This window comes from Streptomyces sp. NPDC047886 (genome assembly GCF_043204435.1).
Taxonomy (GTDB): domain Bacteria; phylum Actinomycetota; class Actinomycetes; order Streptomycetales; family Streptomycetaceae; genus Streptomyces.
Window position 1 is genome coordinate 1,038,144 of the sequence record NZ_JBIDCF010000001.1, and the last position, 13,632, is coordinate 1,051,775.

Sequence of the window (13,632 nt, forward strand, 5' to 3'; positions counted from 1 at the left end):
GCGCCACGCTCAGAGCAGTGACACGGCGGTGTCGACGGCCCCGGTGACGTCGCCGTCCGCCGGGTAGAGCAGGGAGCGGCCGACGACCAGGCCCTGCACGGTGGGCAGGCGCAGCGCGTCGCGCCATCTCTCGTACGCCTTCTCCTGGTCGTCCGGGCCGGGGCCGACGTCGCCGCCGAGGAGGACGGCGGGCAGGGTCGTGGTCTGCATGACCCGTGCCATGTCGTCGGGGTCCTCGGTGACGGGCACCTTGAGCCAGGTGTACGCGGAGGTCCCGGCGAGCCCGGAGGCGATGGCGAGGGACGTGGTGACGGCGTCGGCTCCGAGGTCGTTGCGGAGGCGTCCGTCGGGGTCGCGCCGGGACAGGAACGGTTCCACGAAGACGGGCAGCCGGTGTGCGGCCATGGCGTCGATGGTGCGGGCGGCGGTGTGCAGCGTGGCGAGGGAGCCGGGGTCGCCGTGGTCGACGCGCAGGAGCAGTTTGCCCGCGTCGAAGCCGAGCCGCGCGAGGTCGTCGGGGCGGTGGCCGGTGAACCGGTCGTCCAGTTCGAACGCGGCCCCGGCGAGGCCGCCCCGGTTCATGGAGCCCATGGCGACCTTGCCGTCGAGGGCGCCGAGGAGGAGCAGGTCGTCCAGGATGTCGGCGGTGGCGAGGACGCCGTCGACGCCGGGGCGGGACAGCGCGAGGCAGAGCCGCTCCAGCAGGTCGAGCCGGTTGGCCATGGCGAACGGGCGGTCGCCGACCGCGAGGGCGCCGCGCGCCGGGTGGTCCGCCGCGACGATCATGAGCCGGCCGGTGTCGCCGAGCAGGGGGCGCCGGCGGCGGCGGGCGGCGGCCTCGGCGACGGCCTCGGGGTGGCGGGCGCGGACCGTGACGAGGTGGGCCGGGTCGACGGCGGTCACGGTCGTACGCCTTCCAGGGCGGCGGCGACCTCGTCGGGGCGGGGCATCGCGGACGAGCAGGCGAGGCGGGAGGCGACGATGGCACCGGCGGCGTTGGCGTAGCGGAGGGTGCGGTCCAGGGGCCAGCCGGCGAGCAGCCCGTGGCAGAGCGCGCCGCCGAACGCGTCGCCCGCGCCGAGTCCGTTGACGACGTCGACGGGCAGGGGCGGTACGTCGGCGCTCTCGCCGTCCGATGTCAGCGCGAGGACGCCCTCGGGGCCCCGCTTGACCACGGCGAGGCGCACGCCCGCGTCGACGAGGGCGCGCGCGGCGGCGTGCGGGTCGCGCTCGCCGGTGGCGATCTCGCACTCGTCCACGTTGCCGACGGCGACGGTGGCGTGGTGCAGGGCGGTGGCGTAGTGGGCGGGGGCGTCGTCGGGGTGCTCCCACAGCATGGGGCGCCAGTCGAGGTCGAAGACGGTGAACCGGCGCGGGTCGCCGGCCGCTGCCGACCGCCCGGCGCGGTGCTCGTCGTCGCGCCCGGCGCGGTGGTCGCGGCGTCCCGGCAGGTGCCCCGGCAGGTGGACGGCGCGGTGTCCGGTCCCGTGCCCGGCGCGGTGCGCGAGGGCGGCGAGGGTGGCGGTGCGGCTGGGTTCGGCGGACAGGCCGGTGCCGGTCACCCAGAACACCCGGGCCGCTTCGATGGCGGGCAGGTCCAGCTCATGGGAGTGGATCTCCAGGTCGGGGGCCTTGGGCCGGCGGTAGAAGTAGAGCGGGAAGTCGTCGGGCGGGAAGATCTCGCAGAACGTGAGCGGCGTCGGGTACGCCTCGACGGGCGTGACCCAGCGGTCGTCCACGCCGAACCCGCGCAGTTCCCGGTGCAGGAACTCGCCGAAGGGGTCGGCGCCCGTACGGGTGATGACGGCGGTACGGCGGCCCAGCCGGGCGGCGGCGACCGCGACATTGGCGGCCGAGCCGCCGAGGAACTTGCCGAAGGTGTCGGCGTCGGCGAGCCGGACTCCGGTGCGCAGCGGATACAGGTCCACCCCCATGCGCCCCATGGTGATCAGGTCGTAGGGACCCGTCGGTTCACCCTTCGCTCCGGGCGTCGGATCGGTCTCCATGCGCGTCCCCTTCCCATCGGCGGCCGCCCTCTGTCTAGCCGTACCCCGAACCCCTGTCAATATTTTGTCCTGACATTCGGACCAAGTAGCCCCCGGCCCTTGACGCCCCGCTCCGGCGGTGCCCAAGCTGACCCCCATGACGCCGCTGTCACCGCCGCCGCTGTCCCGTATCCGCATCGGTTCCGCCCCGGACTCCTGGGGCGTGTGGTTCGCCGACGATCCCCGACAAGTCCCCTGGCAGCGCTTCCTGGACGAGGTCGCGGACGCCGGCTACGAGTGGATCGAACTCGGCCCGTACGGCTATCTGCCCACCGATCCCGCCCGCCTCGCCGAGGAGACCGGCCGCCGCGGGCTCAGAGTGTCGGCCGGCACCGTGTTCACCGGGCTGCACCACGGGCCCGACGTGTGGGAGAAGACCTGGGCGCACGTGGCCGACAACGCCGCCCTCGCCCGCGCCATGGGCGCCGACCACCTCGTCGTCATCCCGTCGTTCTGGCGCGACGACAAGACCGGCGCCGTACTGGAGGACCGTGTGCTGACCCCGGAGCAGTGGCGGCATCTCACCAGGCTGACCGAGCGTCTGGGCCTGGAGGTGCAGGACCGGTTCGGGCTGCGCATCGTCGTCCATCCGCACGCGGACACCCATATCGACAGCGAGGAGAACGTGGCCCGTTTCCTCGACGCGACCGATCCCCAGCTGGTCGCGCTCTGCCTGGACACCGGGCACTACGCGTACTGCGGCGGCGACAGCGTCAAGCTGATCGAGACGTACGGGGAGCGCATCGGCTATCTGCATCTGAAGCAGGTGGACCCGGAGATCCTCGCCCAGGTCAGGGCGGAGGAGCTGCCGTTCGGGCCGGCCGTCGCCCGGGGCGTGATGTGCGAACCGCCGGCCGGGGTGCCGGCGCTGGAGCCGGTCCTGGCGGCGGCCGGGGCCCTGGATGTGGACCTCTTCGCCATCGTGGAGCAGGACATGTACCCCTGCCCGCCGGACCGGCCTTTCCCGATCGCGGAACGGACGCGCCGCTTCCTCCGCTCGTGCGGGGCCTGAGTCCGGCCGCCCCCGCCCCCTCCGGGACATGCGCCATGTCCGCACCCCTCCGGGACATGCGCCACGTCCGCACCCCTCCGGGACATGCGCCACTTCCGTAACAGCCGTCTCTCCACCGTCACACATATCTCCGTTTCGCGGCCTTTCGGTCACAGGCGTTCAACAGCCGCCCCTTGATCGTCACTCTGCGTCGCCGATTGGGCACAGGACCAGTGATCGCCAGCGTCCACGCCGCGGCTCCCCCGACAGCCCCTCCCGGGTTGCCGCCGCGGCGCCCGCAGGGAGGTGCCACAGATGACGGACAGAAGGCTCTGGTCCTACAAGGAGATCGCCGCGCACATCCGGGTCCAGCCGGACACCGTCCGGTCGTACCGGAAGCACGGCCTGCTCCCCCAGCCCGACCACGTGGAGGGCGGCAAGCCCTACTGGTACGCGGACACCATCCGCGTCTGGGTGTCCAAGCGCCCCGGGAACAGAGGGCGCAGGGACTGACGCGCCGGCACCCCGGCCCCGCACCCCCGGTGGTGCGGGGCCTTCGCACACCCCGCCACGCCTCGGTCGGCTTCGTCCGCGAGGGCGTGGAGCGGGAGGCCCTGCTCCACGAGGGCGAGCGGATCGACGCGCTGGCCATGTCCGTACTCGCCCACGAGTGGGCCCGGCACCGGGGCCGTCCGGCCCTCCCGTCCACCGGGCGTCCTGCCGTGAACTGAGGCCGTCCCCCCGACACGCCCCGGCCAGAGGTGGAATCTATACCCCCTAGGGGTATACAGTGGAGCGCGTGAGGCCGTCACCGTGCTCCCACGAGCCCCTGACGCACCACGATTCCGTACGCTCGACAGTCCCCTCGCATCCGAAGTGGAGAAACACCATGACCGCCGAGACGAAGACCGAGCTGCCCCAGGCCACCGGCTCCTGCTGCTCGCCCACCGGTTCCTGCCACGGCGGAGAGGCCGACACCCCGGCCGGCGGCGTCACCACCGTCTACCAGGTCACCGGCATGACCTGCGGACACTGCGAAGGCGCGGTCAGCGAGGAGATCTCCGCGCTCGCGGGCGTCACCTCCGTGAAGGCGGTCGCGTCGACCGGCCAGGTGACCGTGGTCTCCGCCGCTCCGCTGGACGAGGCGGCTGTCCGGGCCGCCGTCGACGAGGCCGGTTACGAGCTCGTCGGCCTGGCCTGACCCTCCACACCCGCCGACCGGGCCGCGATGCCACCGGCCCTTTTGGTCCACGTATGTGGTGATCAGCGGTTTCTCCGGAAGGGACATCACGTGAATTCACCTTCACGTGACACACGAGACCTTCACAAAGAGATCCAGATCACAGATATTTGTGGGTAACCATTTGGACGGCTCACGAGTCTGAATGGGCGATGCCGAGAACGTCTTGGGGGACGTTCATGGGATGTCTTGGGGGACGTCCCAGGCAAGCGTTGGCCGGGGCACGTGCACCGGGGAGCTTTGAGCGGCCCTCCCGTACGTACGTACCCCGGCAGATCGCACGCGAGCCTCTGCTGGAACACGGCAGACGCCCGGCCCGGATCCCGTGGGGGGAATCCGATCCGGGGAAATGGAAAGCGCCCCGCTCGCCGACCCGTGGGGGGATCGGCGGCGGGGCGCTTTTCGTACCTACGCGCGGGCCCGCGACCGGGCGTCACCGGGCCCCAAGGCCCCGCACACGCGGCGAGCGGTGACTCGGCGACGCTCGACCGGAGGCCCGGACACCCGGTGGCTCAGCGGCCCTCGACCGGGACGAAGTCCCGCAGGACCTCGCCCGTGGCAGCACCCGCCCGGGGGACAACCCCCGGACCCCCGGCCTCAACCACCAGGGACCCGGAGACCCGGTAGGGCTCAGCGGCCCTCGACCGGGACGAAGTCCCGCAGGACCTCACCCGTGTAGATCTGGCGCGGGCGGCCGATGCGGGAGCCCGGCTCCTTGATCATCTCGTGCCACTGGGCGATCCAGCCCGGGAGGCGGCCCAGGGCGAACAGGACCGTGAACATCTCGGTCGGGAAGCCCATCGCCCGGTAGATCAGACCCGTGTAGAAGTCCACGTTCGGGTAGAGGTTGCGCGAGACGAAGTACTCGTCGGCGAGCGCGTGCTCCTCCAGCTTCAGGGCGATGTCCAGCAGCTCGTCGGACTTGCCGAGCGCCGACAGGACATCGTGCGCCGCAGCCTTGATGATCTTCGCGCGCGGGTCGAAGCTCTTGTAGACCCGGTGGCCGAAGCCCATCAGGCGGACGCCGTCCTCCTTGTTCTTCACCTTGCGGATGAAGGTGTCGACGTCGCCGCCGTTGGCCTGGATGCCCTGGAGCATCTCCAGCACCGACTGGTTGGCGCCACCGTGCAGGGGACCCCAAAGGGCCGAGATGCCGGCCGAGATCGAGGCGAACATGTTCGCCTGCGACGAGCCCACCAGGCGGACGGTGGAGGTCGAGCAGTTCTGCTCGTGGTCCGCGTGCAGGATGAGCAGCTTGTCGAGCGCCGACACGACGACCGGGTCGAGCTCGTACTCCTGCGCCGGGACCGAGAAGGTCATCCGCAGGAAGTTCTCCACGTACGACAGATCGTTGCGCGGGTAGACGAACGGGTGACCGATCGACTTCTTGTACGCGTACGCCGCGATCGTCGGGAGCTTCGCCAGCAGCCGGATCGTCGACAGGTGGCGCTGCTCCTCGTCGAACGGGTTGTGGCTGTCCTGGTAGAACGTCGACAGCGCGCTGACCACGGACGAGAGCATGGCCATCGGGTGGGCGTCGCGCGGGAACCCGTCGAAGAACCGCTTGACGTCCTCGTGCAGCAGCGTGTGCTGGGTGATCTCGTTACGGAAGGCCGACAGCTCGTCGACCTTGGGCAGCTCGCCGTTGATCAGCAGGTACGCCACCTCGAGGAAGGAGGAGCGCTCGGCCAGCTGCTCGATGGGGTAACCGCGGTAGCGCAGGATGCCCTGCTCGCCGTCGAGGTAGGTGATCGCGGATTTGTAGGCGGCGGTGTTGCCGTATCCACTGTCCAGGGTCACCAGACCGGTCTGGGCTCGGAGCTTCCCGATGTCGAAGCCCTTGTCACCGACGGTGCTCTCGACCACCGGGTAGGTGTATTCACCGTCCGCGTACCGCAGTACTACAGAGTTGTCGCTCACGTCATCCCTCACCGACGTAGTGCCTCTTCTTCGAGGTGCCCTGACTGTCTCTACCATCCCCCACTTGGCTCAGCAGAGTGCACTCGGGGTCGACCATTGGGCCAATTGGCGGCACTCAGTGCCGTCAACCTGCTCATCCTGCCCCGTTCGCCCCGGTTCCGAAAGTCGTGATGCGCCCTAGGTGATGTTTCCCACCCGTACCTCACCTGTCAGTCGGTGGCGCAGTGAGGTAAAGCGCCGACCGGCGGAAACGGTGCGGACGGCCTGCCCGATGGCCTTCCGCGAGCCGACCAGGACCACCAGCTTCCTGGCCCGTGTGACGGCCGTGTAGAGCAGGTTCCGCTGCAGCATCATCCAGGCCGACGTGGTGACGGGGATCACGACCGCCGGGTACTCGCTGCCCTGCGAGCGGTGGATCGTCACGGCGTAGGCGTGGGACAGCTCGTCGAGTTCGTCGAAGTCGTACGGCACCTCCTCGTCCTCGTCGGTCAGCACCGTCAGCCGCTGCTCGACCGGATCCAGGGAGGTGACCACGCCGACCGTGCCGTTGAAGACCCCGTTCTCCCCTTTCTCATAATTGTTCCGGATCTGGGTGACCTTGTCGCCGACGCGGAAGACCCGGCCGCCGAACCTCTTCTCCGGCAGGTCGGGGCGGGCCGGGGTGACGGCCTGCTGGAGGAGGCCGTTGAGGTGGCCCGCGCCGGCCGGGCCCCGGTGCATCGGGGCCAGCACCTGGACGTCGCGGCGCGGGTCGAGGCCGAATCTCGCCGGTACACGGCGGGCGGCGACGTCCACCGTGACGCGGCCGGCCTCCTCCGTGTCCTCCACCACGAAGTGGAAGAAGTCGGGCAGTCCGGAAGTGACCGGCGGCTGCCCCGCGTTGATGCGGTGGGCGTTGGTGACGACACCGGACTCCTGGGCCTGGCGGAAGATCCGGGTGAGCCGCACGGCGGGAACCGGGCTGCCGGGGGCCAGCAGATCGCTCAGCACCTCCCCCGCGCCGACGCTGGGCAACTGGTCCACGTCCCCGACGAGCAGCAGATGCGCACCGGGGGCCACGGCCTTGACCAGCTTGTTCGCCAGGAGCAGGTCCAGCATGGACGCCTCGTCCACGACGACCAGGTCCGCGTCCAGCGGCCGGTCCCGGTCGTAGGCGGCGTCCCCGCCGGGCTTCAGCTCCAGCAGCCGGTGCACGGTCGACGCCTCGGCCCCGGTCAGCTCGGCGAGCCGCTTGGCGGCCCGCCCGGTCGGCGCGGCGAGCACCACCTTGGCCTTCTTGGCGCGGGCCAGCTCCACGATGGACCGGACGGTGAAGGACTTGCCGCAGCCGGGCCCGCCGGTGAGCACGGCGACCTTCCGCGTGAGGGCCAGCCGTACCGCCTCCTCCTGCTCGGGAGCGAGCCGCGCCCCCGTACGGTCCGCGAGCCAGGCCAGCGCCTTGTCCCAGGCGACGTCCTGGAACGCGGGCATCCGGTCCTCGTCGGTGCGCAGGAGCCGCTGGAGCTGCCCGGCCAGGGACAGCTCGGCCCGGTGGAACGGCACCAGGTAGACGGCGGTGAGCGGCCGCCCTTCGGGGCCCGGCACCTGCTCCCGTACGACGCCCTCCTCGTCGGCCGCGAGCTCGGCGAGGCAGTCGATGACGAGGCCCGTGTCGACCTGGAGCAGCTTCACGGAGTCGGCGATGAGCTGCTCCTCGGGCAGGAAGCAGTGGCCCTGGTCGGCGGATTGCGAAAGGGCGTACTGGAGCCCGGCCTTGACCCGGTCGGGGCTGTCGTGCGGGATGCCGACGGCCTGGGCGATGCGGTCGGCGGTGAGGAAGCCGATGCCCCAGACGTCGGCCGCCAGCCGGTAGGGCTGGTTCTTGACGACGGAGATGGAGGCGTCCCCGTACTTCTTGTAGATGCGCACGGCGATGGAGGTGGACACCTCGACGGACTGGAGGAACAGCATGACCTCCTTGATCGCCTTCTGTTCCTCCCAGGCGTCGGCGATCTTCCTGGTGCGCTTGGGCCCGAGACCGGGCACCTCGATGAGACGCTTCGGCTCCTCCTCGATGATCCGGAGGGTGTCCACGCCGAAGTGCCGGGTGATGCGGTCGGCGAAGACCGGGCCGATGCCCTTGACCAGCCCAGAGCCGAGGTAGCGCCGGATGCCCTGCACGGTGGCCGGCAGCACGGTGGTGTAGTTGTCGACGGTGAACTGCTTGCCGTACTGCGGGTGGGAGCCCCAGCGGCCCTCCATGCGCAGCGACTCGCCCGGCTGCGCGCCGAGCAGCGAGCCGACCACGGTGAGGAGGTCACCGGCACCGCGCCCGGTGTCGACCCGGGCGACCGTGTACCCGTTCTCCTCGTTGGCGTAGGTGATCCGCTCCAGAACGCCTTCGACCACTGCTGGTTTGGACATGCTCCGACGCTACCCGCCGGGTCCGACAGCCCGGACGGCCTGTGGACAACCCGGCCCCGACCCGGTCTGTGGACAACCCGGCACCGACCCGGCCGGGGCCCACACCGGCGACCGGCCTCCCGGTGGGTCAGCCGCGTTTCGCCCCGTGGCGAATGCCGAGGGCCGCGAAGACGAAGGCGGCGGCGGCCAGCACATAGCCGGACGAGTCCGCCAGCCCCCAGCTGACCGTCGTGATGACGGCGAGGATCACGGCGGCGACGCTCAGCACGCACGCGAGCGCGAACGCCGCCTTCCCGGTTCCGCTCATCAGCTGCCCGCCCTCCAGCCGTGGCCGTATCCGTATCCGTATCCGTACCACCGGGGACGCACGCACTGGGGGCCCGGTCGTCGTAACCGGGCCCCGCGCGTTCCCCCTCCCGGCAAGGCCCCCCGAATCCCCCCGGATCCCTCCCCGGAGACCTTGATGCCTGTTACGACACTCGTTACGCCGGAAGGGTTGCACCGCTGCGGCGGGTAATTTTTCCGGAATCCCGTCCGCCGCCTAGAGGGCGTGCTCCACGTACCGCCGGAGCGTCTCCTCCAGGACCTCCACACCGTCCCGGGCCCACAGGTCGTCGTTGAAGAGCTCGACCTCGACGGGGCCGGTGTACCCGGCCGCGTCGACGCGTTCGCGCCACTCCCGCATGTCGATCACGCCGTCCCCGATCTGTCCGCGGCCGGTGAGGACGCCGGCGGGCAACGGGACGGTCCAGTCGGCGAGTTGGAAGGAGTGGATACGGCCCTGCGCGCCCGCCCGCGCGACCGCCGCCGGCGCCCGGTCGTCCCACCAGACGTGGTACGTGTCCACGACGACGCCGACCTGCTCGGCCGGGAACGGTTCCGCGAGGGCGAGCGCCTGGTCCAGCGTGGAGACCACGCAGCGGTCGGCGGCGTACATCGGGTGCAGGGGCTCGATGGCGAGGCGTACGCCCCGCCCGGCGGCGTACGGGGCGAGTTCGGCCAGCGCGTCGGCGATCCGCTGCCGGGCGGCCGTCAGGTCCCCGCTGCCGGGCGGCAGCCCGCCGGAGACCAGCACCAGTGTGTCGGTGCCGAGGGCCGCCGCCTCGTCGACGGCGGCGCGGTTGTCGTCCAGATCGGTCGCGGTGGTGAAGAAGCCGCCCCGGCACAGGGTGGTGACGGCGAGCCCCGCGTCCCGTACGAGCTTGGCGGTGGCCTCGACTCCGTACTCCTGGACGGGTTCCCGCCACAGCCCCACGCCCGGGACGCCGAGCCGTACGCAGTGCGCGACGAGCTCGGGCAGGGCGAGCTGCTTGACGGTCATCTGGTTGATGCTGAAGCGCGCCAGATCGCTCATCGCAGGCCCCCGTACACGGCGAGCAGGGAGCGCATCCGGGTCGCGGCCAGCTCCGGGTCCGGGAACAGGCCGAGGCCGTCGGCGAGTTCGTAGGCCCGCGCCAGGTGCGGCAGCGAGCGGGCGGACTGGAGACCGCCGACCATGGTGAAGTGGTCCTGGTGTCCGGCGAGCCAGGCCAGGAACACCACGCCCGTCTTGTAGAAGCGGGTCGGCGCGGCGAAGAGGTGGCGGGACAGTTCGACGGTCGGGTCGAGGAGTTCGCGGAAGCCCTTCGTGTCACCGGTGTCCAGGACCCGGACGGCCTCGGCGGCGAGCGGCCCGAGGGGGTCGAAGATGCCGAGCAGGGCGTGGCTGAAGCCCCGGTCGTCGCCCGCGATCAGCTCGGGGTAGTTGAAGTCGTCGCCCGTGTAGCAGCGCACGCCCTCGGGGAGGCGGCGGCGCAGGTCGATCTCCCGCTGGGCGTCCAGGAGGGACACCTTGATGCCGTCGACCTTGTCCGGGTGCGCGGCGATGACCTCCAGGAACGTGTCGGTCGCCGCGTCTAGGCCGGCCGAGCCCCAGTAGCCCTCCAGGGCGGGGTCGAACATGGGGCCGAGCCAGTGGAGGACGACCGGTTCGCGGGCCTGGCGCAGCAGGTGGCCGTACACGTCGAGGTAGTCGTCCGGGGTGCGGGCGGCGGCGGCGAGCGCGCGCGACGCCATGAGGATCGCCTGGGAGCCGGTGTCCTCCACGAGGGCGAGCTGCTCCTCGTAGGCGGCGCGCACGCCGGCCAGGTCCGCCGGTCCCGTCAGCTGGTCGGTGCCGACGCCGCAGGCGACGCGTCCGCCGACGGCCTTGGCCTCGGCGGCCGAGCGGCGGATCAGCTCGGCAGCGCCCGCCCAGTCCAGGCCCATGCCGCGCTGGGCGGTGTCCATGGCCTCGGCGACGCCGAGTCCGTGGGACCACAGGTGCCGGCGGAAGGCGAGCGTGGCGTCCCAGTCGACCGCGGCCGGAGAGTCGGGGGTGGTGTCGGCGAACGGGTCGGCGACCACGTGCGCGGCCGAGAACACGACGCGCGAGGCGAGAGGGGTGCCGGCCGCCTCCGCGCGGGGGACGGGTTCGGTACGGGGCCGGTACGCGCGCGTGGCGCCGTCCGGGCCGGGCAGCCGGATCGTACGGGGGGCCGTGGTCACAGGGTCAGCTCCGGCACGTCGTAGCGGCGGCCGTCGGCGGAGGACTTCAGGCCCAGCTCGGCGAGCTGCACTCCGCGCGCCCCGGCGAGCAGGTCCCAGTGGTAGGGCTCGTCCAGGACGACATGGCGCAGGAACAGTTCCCACTGCGCCTTGAAGCCGTTGTCGAACTCGGCGTTGTCGGGCACCTCCTGCCACTGGTCGCGGAAGGAGTGCGTGACGGGCAGGTCGGGGTTCCAGACCGGCTTGGGGGTGGTGGAGCGGTGCTGGACGCGGCAGTCGCGCAGGCCGGCGACGGCGGACCCGTGGGTGCCGTCGACCTGGAATTCGACGAGTTCGTCGCGGTGGACGCGGACCGCCCAGGAGGAGTTGATCTGGGCGACGGCGCCGCCCTCCAGCTGGAAGATCCCGTACGCGGCGTCGTCGGCGGTCGCGGCGTAGGGCTTGCCCTGCTCGTCCCAGCGCTCCGGGATGTGCGTGGTGACGTGCGCGTTCACGCTGGTCACCCGGCCGAACAGCTCGTGCAGGACGTACTCCCAGTGCGGGAACATGTCCACGACGATGCCGCCGCCGTCCTCGGCGCGGTAGTTCCAGGACGGCCGCTGGGCCTCCTGCCAGTCGCCCTCGAAGACCCAGTAGCCGAACTCGCCGCGCACGGAGAGGATCCGGCCGAAGAAGCCGCCGTCGATGAGGCGCTTCAACTTGACCAGGCCCGGCAGGAAGATCTTGTCCTGGACGACGCCGTGCTTGATGCCCGCGTCGCGCGCGAGCCTGGCCAGCTCCAGGGCCCCGGCCACGTCGGTGGCCGTGGGCTTCTCGGTGTAGATGTGCTTGCCGGCGGCGATCGCCCTGGTGAGGGCGGAGACGCGGGCCGAGGTGACCTGGGCGTCGAAGTAGATGTCGGTGCGCTCGTCGGCGAGGACGGCGTCGAGGTCGGTCGACCACTCGGTGAGCCCGTGGCGGTCGGCGAGCTCGCGCAGCGCGTGCTCCCGGCGGCCGACGAGGACGGGCTCGGGCCAGAGCGTCCGGCCGTCGCCGAGGTCCAGGCCGCCCTGCTCGCGGATGGCGAGGATCGAACGCACCAGGTGCTGCCGGTAGCCCATCCGCCCCGTGACGCCGTTCATGGCGATCCGCACTGTCCTGCGTGTCACGAAGGTCCCTCCATGTGGTGGTCGTGCCTGTGGTGGTGGTCGTGGTGGTCGTGTGACCGCGCCCGGGGCGCTGCGGGTGTGCGATCGGGATCGCGACTGGACACCGCCGTAGCAAGCGCTTTCTATCAGCTATGACGCTAGCCTGCCGACAGCGACCCGTACAAGTGGCGCGCCCGACTCTCCTCGGTTCTCCCCGGTCGAGCGGCGCGCCCGACTCCCCTCGGAGGAACGCGATGACCGTCACCCTGGCCGACGTGGCAGCCCGCGCCCGGGTGTCCCCCGCCACCGTCTCGCGCGTCCTGAACGGCAACTACCCGGTCGCCGCGTCCACCCGCGAACGGGTGCTGCGCGCGGTCGACGAGCTGGACTACGTGCTCAACGGCCCCGCCAGCTCACTCGCCGCCGCCACGTCCGACCTGGTCGGCATCCTCGTCAACGACATCGCCGACCCGTTCTTCGGGATCATGGCCGGGGCGGCGCAGAGCGCGATCGGCGACAGCGCGGGCGGCCGCGCGGGCGGCGAGAAACTCGCCGTCGTCTGCAACACGGGCGGCTCCCCCGAGCGCGAGCTCACCTACCTCACGCTGCTCCAGCGCCAGCGGGCGGCCGCCGTCGTCGTGACCGGCGGCGCCCTGGAGGACCCCGCGCACGTCACCGCGATGGCCGCGAAGCTGGCGCGGCTCGCCGACGCGGGCACCCGCGTGGTGCTGTGCGGCCGCCCGTCGATGCCGGGGGACGCCGTCACGGCCACGCTCGCCTTCGAGAACCGGGGCGGCGCCCGCCGCCTGACCGAACACCTGCTGGGCCTCGGCCACCGCCGCATCGGATACGTGGCCGGGCCGACCGAGCGCACGACGACCCGGCACCGCCTGGAGGGCCACCGTGAGGCGATGGCCGCGGCGGGCGTCGCGGACGCGGAGGTGGCACGGCTCACGGTGCACGGCTCGTACGACCGGGGCTCCGGCTACGACGCGACACTGGAGCTGCTGCGCCGGGAACCGTCGCTGACGGCGGTCGTCGCGGCGAACGACACGGTCGCCCTCGGCGCCTGCGCCGCCCTCCGGGAGCAGGGCCTGCGGATCCCCGACGACGTCTCGGTCGCCGGCTTCGACGACCTCCCGTTCTCGGTGGACGCGGTGCCCGCGCTGACGACGATACGGCTCCCCCTGCAGGAGGCGGGCGCGCGCGCCGGGCGCCTCGCCATGGGCACGGAGGCTGCCCCTGCGGGCGGCCTCACGACGATCGACGGCGAACTGATGATCCGCGCGTCGACGGCGCCCCCACGACCGTGACGCCCCACCACCGGGCAGCCGGCCCCTCCCGGTAACCCGCACCCACGCGGGCGCCGCGCCAGGTGGG

At 71.9% G+C, this 13,632-nt stretch carries 13 protein-coding genes; 5 read left to right on the forward strand and 8 right to left on the reverse strand.

Annotated elements, in window-relative coordinates; genetic code table 11:
* Window positions 1-9 precede the first annotated feature (9 nt).
* Both ACGF5U_RS04510 and iolC read right to left on the reverse strand, forming a co-directional pair.
* Window positions 10-903 carry a deoxyribose-phosphate aldolase gene (locus tag ACGF5U_RS04510; RefSeq protein ID WP_392712858.1) on the reverse strand — a complete coding sequence of 298 codons (894 nt, stop codon included), beginning with the start codon at window positions 901-903 and terminating at the stop codon, window positions 10-12.
* A complete protein-coding gene (iolC, locus tag ACGF5U_RS04515; protein WP_392712860.1) occupies window positions 900-2,006 on the reverse strand; it encodes a 5-dehydro-2-deoxygluconokinase in 1,107 nt (368 codons plus the stop codon). Before iolC ends, ACGF5U_RS04510 begins: the two co-directional genes overlap by 4 nt.
* Before the next feature lie 136 nt (window positions 2,007-2,142).
* Between iolC and ACGF5U_RS04520 the strand changes: the two genes are divergently transcribed.
* The 4 genes from ACGF5U_RS04520 to ACGF5U_RS04535 all read left to right on the forward strand — a co-directional run bounded on the left by ACGF5U_RS04520 (window position 2,143) and on the right by ACGF5U_RS04535 (window position 4,237).
* Complete coding sequence (locus tag ACGF5U_RS04520; protein WP_392712861.1) at window positions 2,143-3,057, forward strand: sugar phosphate isomerase/epimerase family protein; 915 nt, start codon at window positions 2,143-2,145, stop codon at window positions 3,055-3,057.
* A gap of 294 nt (window positions 3,058-3,351) precedes the next feature.
* Window positions 3,352-3,549 carry a helix-turn-helix transcriptional regulator gene (locus tag ACGF5U_RS04525; RefSeq protein ID WP_392712862.1) on the forward strand — a complete coding sequence of 66 codons (198 nt, stop codon included), beginning with the start codon at window positions 3,352-3,354 and terminating at the stop codon, window positions 3,547-3,549.
* A 32-nt stretch (window positions 3,550-3,581) separates the two neighbouring features.
* Entirely contained in the window at window positions 3,582-3,767 is a 186-nt protein-coding gene (locus ACGF5U_RS04530; protein WP_392712863.1) for a hypothetical protein, read from the forward strand.
* Window positions 3,768-3,925: 158 nt separating this feature from the next.
* On the forward strand, window positions 3,926-4,237 hold the full coding sequence (locus ACGF5U_RS04535; protein WP_392712864.1) for a heavy-metal-associated domain-containing protein: 312 nt from the start codon (window positions 3,926-3,928) through the stop codon (window positions 4,235-4,237).
* 669 nt (window positions 4,238-4,906) lie between these two features.
* On the opposite strand, the gene ACGF5U_RS04540 is transcribed toward ACGF5U_RS04535, so the two are convergent.
* From ACGF5U_RS04540 to ACGF5U_RS04565, 6 genes are all read right to left on the reverse strand, one after another.
* Window positions 4,907-6,196 (reverse strand): citrate synthase, encoded by a 1,290-nt coding sequence (locus ACGF5U_RS04540; RefSeq protein WP_392712866.1) that lies wholly within the window; start codon window positions 6,194-6,196, stop codon window positions 4,907-4,909.
* A gap of 177 nt (window positions 6,197-6,373) precedes the next feature.
* The gene (locus tag ACGF5U_RS04545; RefSeq protein WP_392712867.1) at window positions 6,374-8,599 is read right to left on the reverse strand and encodes an ATP-dependent RecD-like DNA helicase; all 2,226 of its coding nucleotides are present in this window, start codon (window positions 8,597-8,599) and stop codon (window positions 6,374-6,376) included.
* 127 nt (window positions 8,600-8,726) lie between these two features.
* Window positions 8,727-8,906, reverse strand: a complete 180-nt coding sequence (locus ACGF5U_RS04550) for a hypothetical protein (RefSeq protein WP_392712869.1) — start codon at window positions 8,904-8,906, stop codon at window positions 8,727-8,729.
* Between the two features lie 234 nt (window positions 8,907-9,140).
* On the reverse strand, window positions 9,141-9,953 hold the full coding sequence (locus ACGF5U_RS04555) for a sugar phosphate isomerase/epimerase family protein (protein WP_392712871.1): 813 nt from the start codon (window positions 9,951-9,953) through the stop codon (window positions 9,141-9,143).
* Complete coding sequence (locus ACGF5U_RS04560; protein ID WP_392712872.1) at window positions 9,950-11,125, reverse strand: dihydrodipicolinate synthase family protein; 1,176 nt, start codon at window positions 11,123-11,125, stop codon at window positions 9,950-9,952. Before ACGF5U_RS04560 ends, ACGF5U_RS04555 begins: the two co-directional genes overlap by 4 nt.
* Window positions 11,122-12,273: a Gfo/Idh/MocA family protein gene (locus ACGF5U_RS04565; RefSeq protein ID WP_392712874.1), complete on the reverse strand. Its 1,152-nt coding sequence runs from the start codon at window positions 12,271-12,273 to the stop codon at window positions 11,122-11,124. The genes ACGF5U_RS04560 and ACGF5U_RS04565 overlap by 4 nt, the downstream gene beginning before the upstream one ends.
* Window positions 12,274-12,506: 233 nt before the next feature.
* Between ACGF5U_RS04565 and ACGF5U_RS04570 the strand changes: the two genes are divergently transcribed.
* Complete coding sequence (locus ACGF5U_RS04570) at window positions 12,507-13,565, forward strand: LacI family DNA-binding transcriptional regulator (RefSeq protein WP_392712876.1); 1,059 nt, start codon at window positions 12,507-12,509, stop codon at window positions 13,563-13,565.
* Window positions 13,566-13,632: the final 67 nt, after the last annotated feature.

What these genes read in the sequence shown, in the direction of transcription:
- ACGF5U_RS04545 (WP_392712867.1), bottom strand. Translation starts at nt 8,599, where the DNA reads ATGTCCAAACCAGCAGTGGTCGAAGGCGTTCTGGAGCGGATCACCTAC.
- ACGF5U_RS04520 (WP_392712861.1), top strand. Translation starts at nt 2,143, where the DNA reads ATGACGCCGCTGTCACCGCCGCCGCTGTCCCGTATCCGCATCGGTTCC.
- ACGF5U_RS04570 (WP_392712876.1), top strand. Translation starts at nt 12,507, where the DNA reads ATGACCGTCACCCTGGCCGACGTGGCAGCCCGCGCCCGGGTGTCCCCC.
- ACGF5U_RS04550 (WP_392712869.1), bottom strand. Translation starts at nt 8,906, where the DNA reads ATGAGCGGAACCGGGAAGGCGGCGTTCGCGCTCGCGTGCGTGCTGAGC.
- ACGF5U_RS04525 (WP_392712862.1), top strand. Translation starts at nt 3,352, where the DNA reads ATGACGGACAGAAGGCTCTGGTCCTACAAGGAGATCGCCGCGCACATC.
- iolC (WP_392712860.1), bottom strand. Translation starts at nt 2,006, where the DNA reads ATGGAGACCGATCCGACGCCCGGAGCGAAGGGTGAACCGACGGGTCCC.
- ACGF5U_RS04555 (WP_392712871.1), bottom strand. Translation starts at nt 9,953, where the DNA reads ATGAGCGATCTGGCGCGCTTCAGCATCAACCAGATGACCGTCAAGCAG.
- ACGF5U_RS04535 (WP_392712864.1), top strand. Translation starts at nt 3,926, where the DNA reads ATGACCGCCGAGACGAAGACCGAGCTGCCCCAGGCCACCGGCTCCTGC.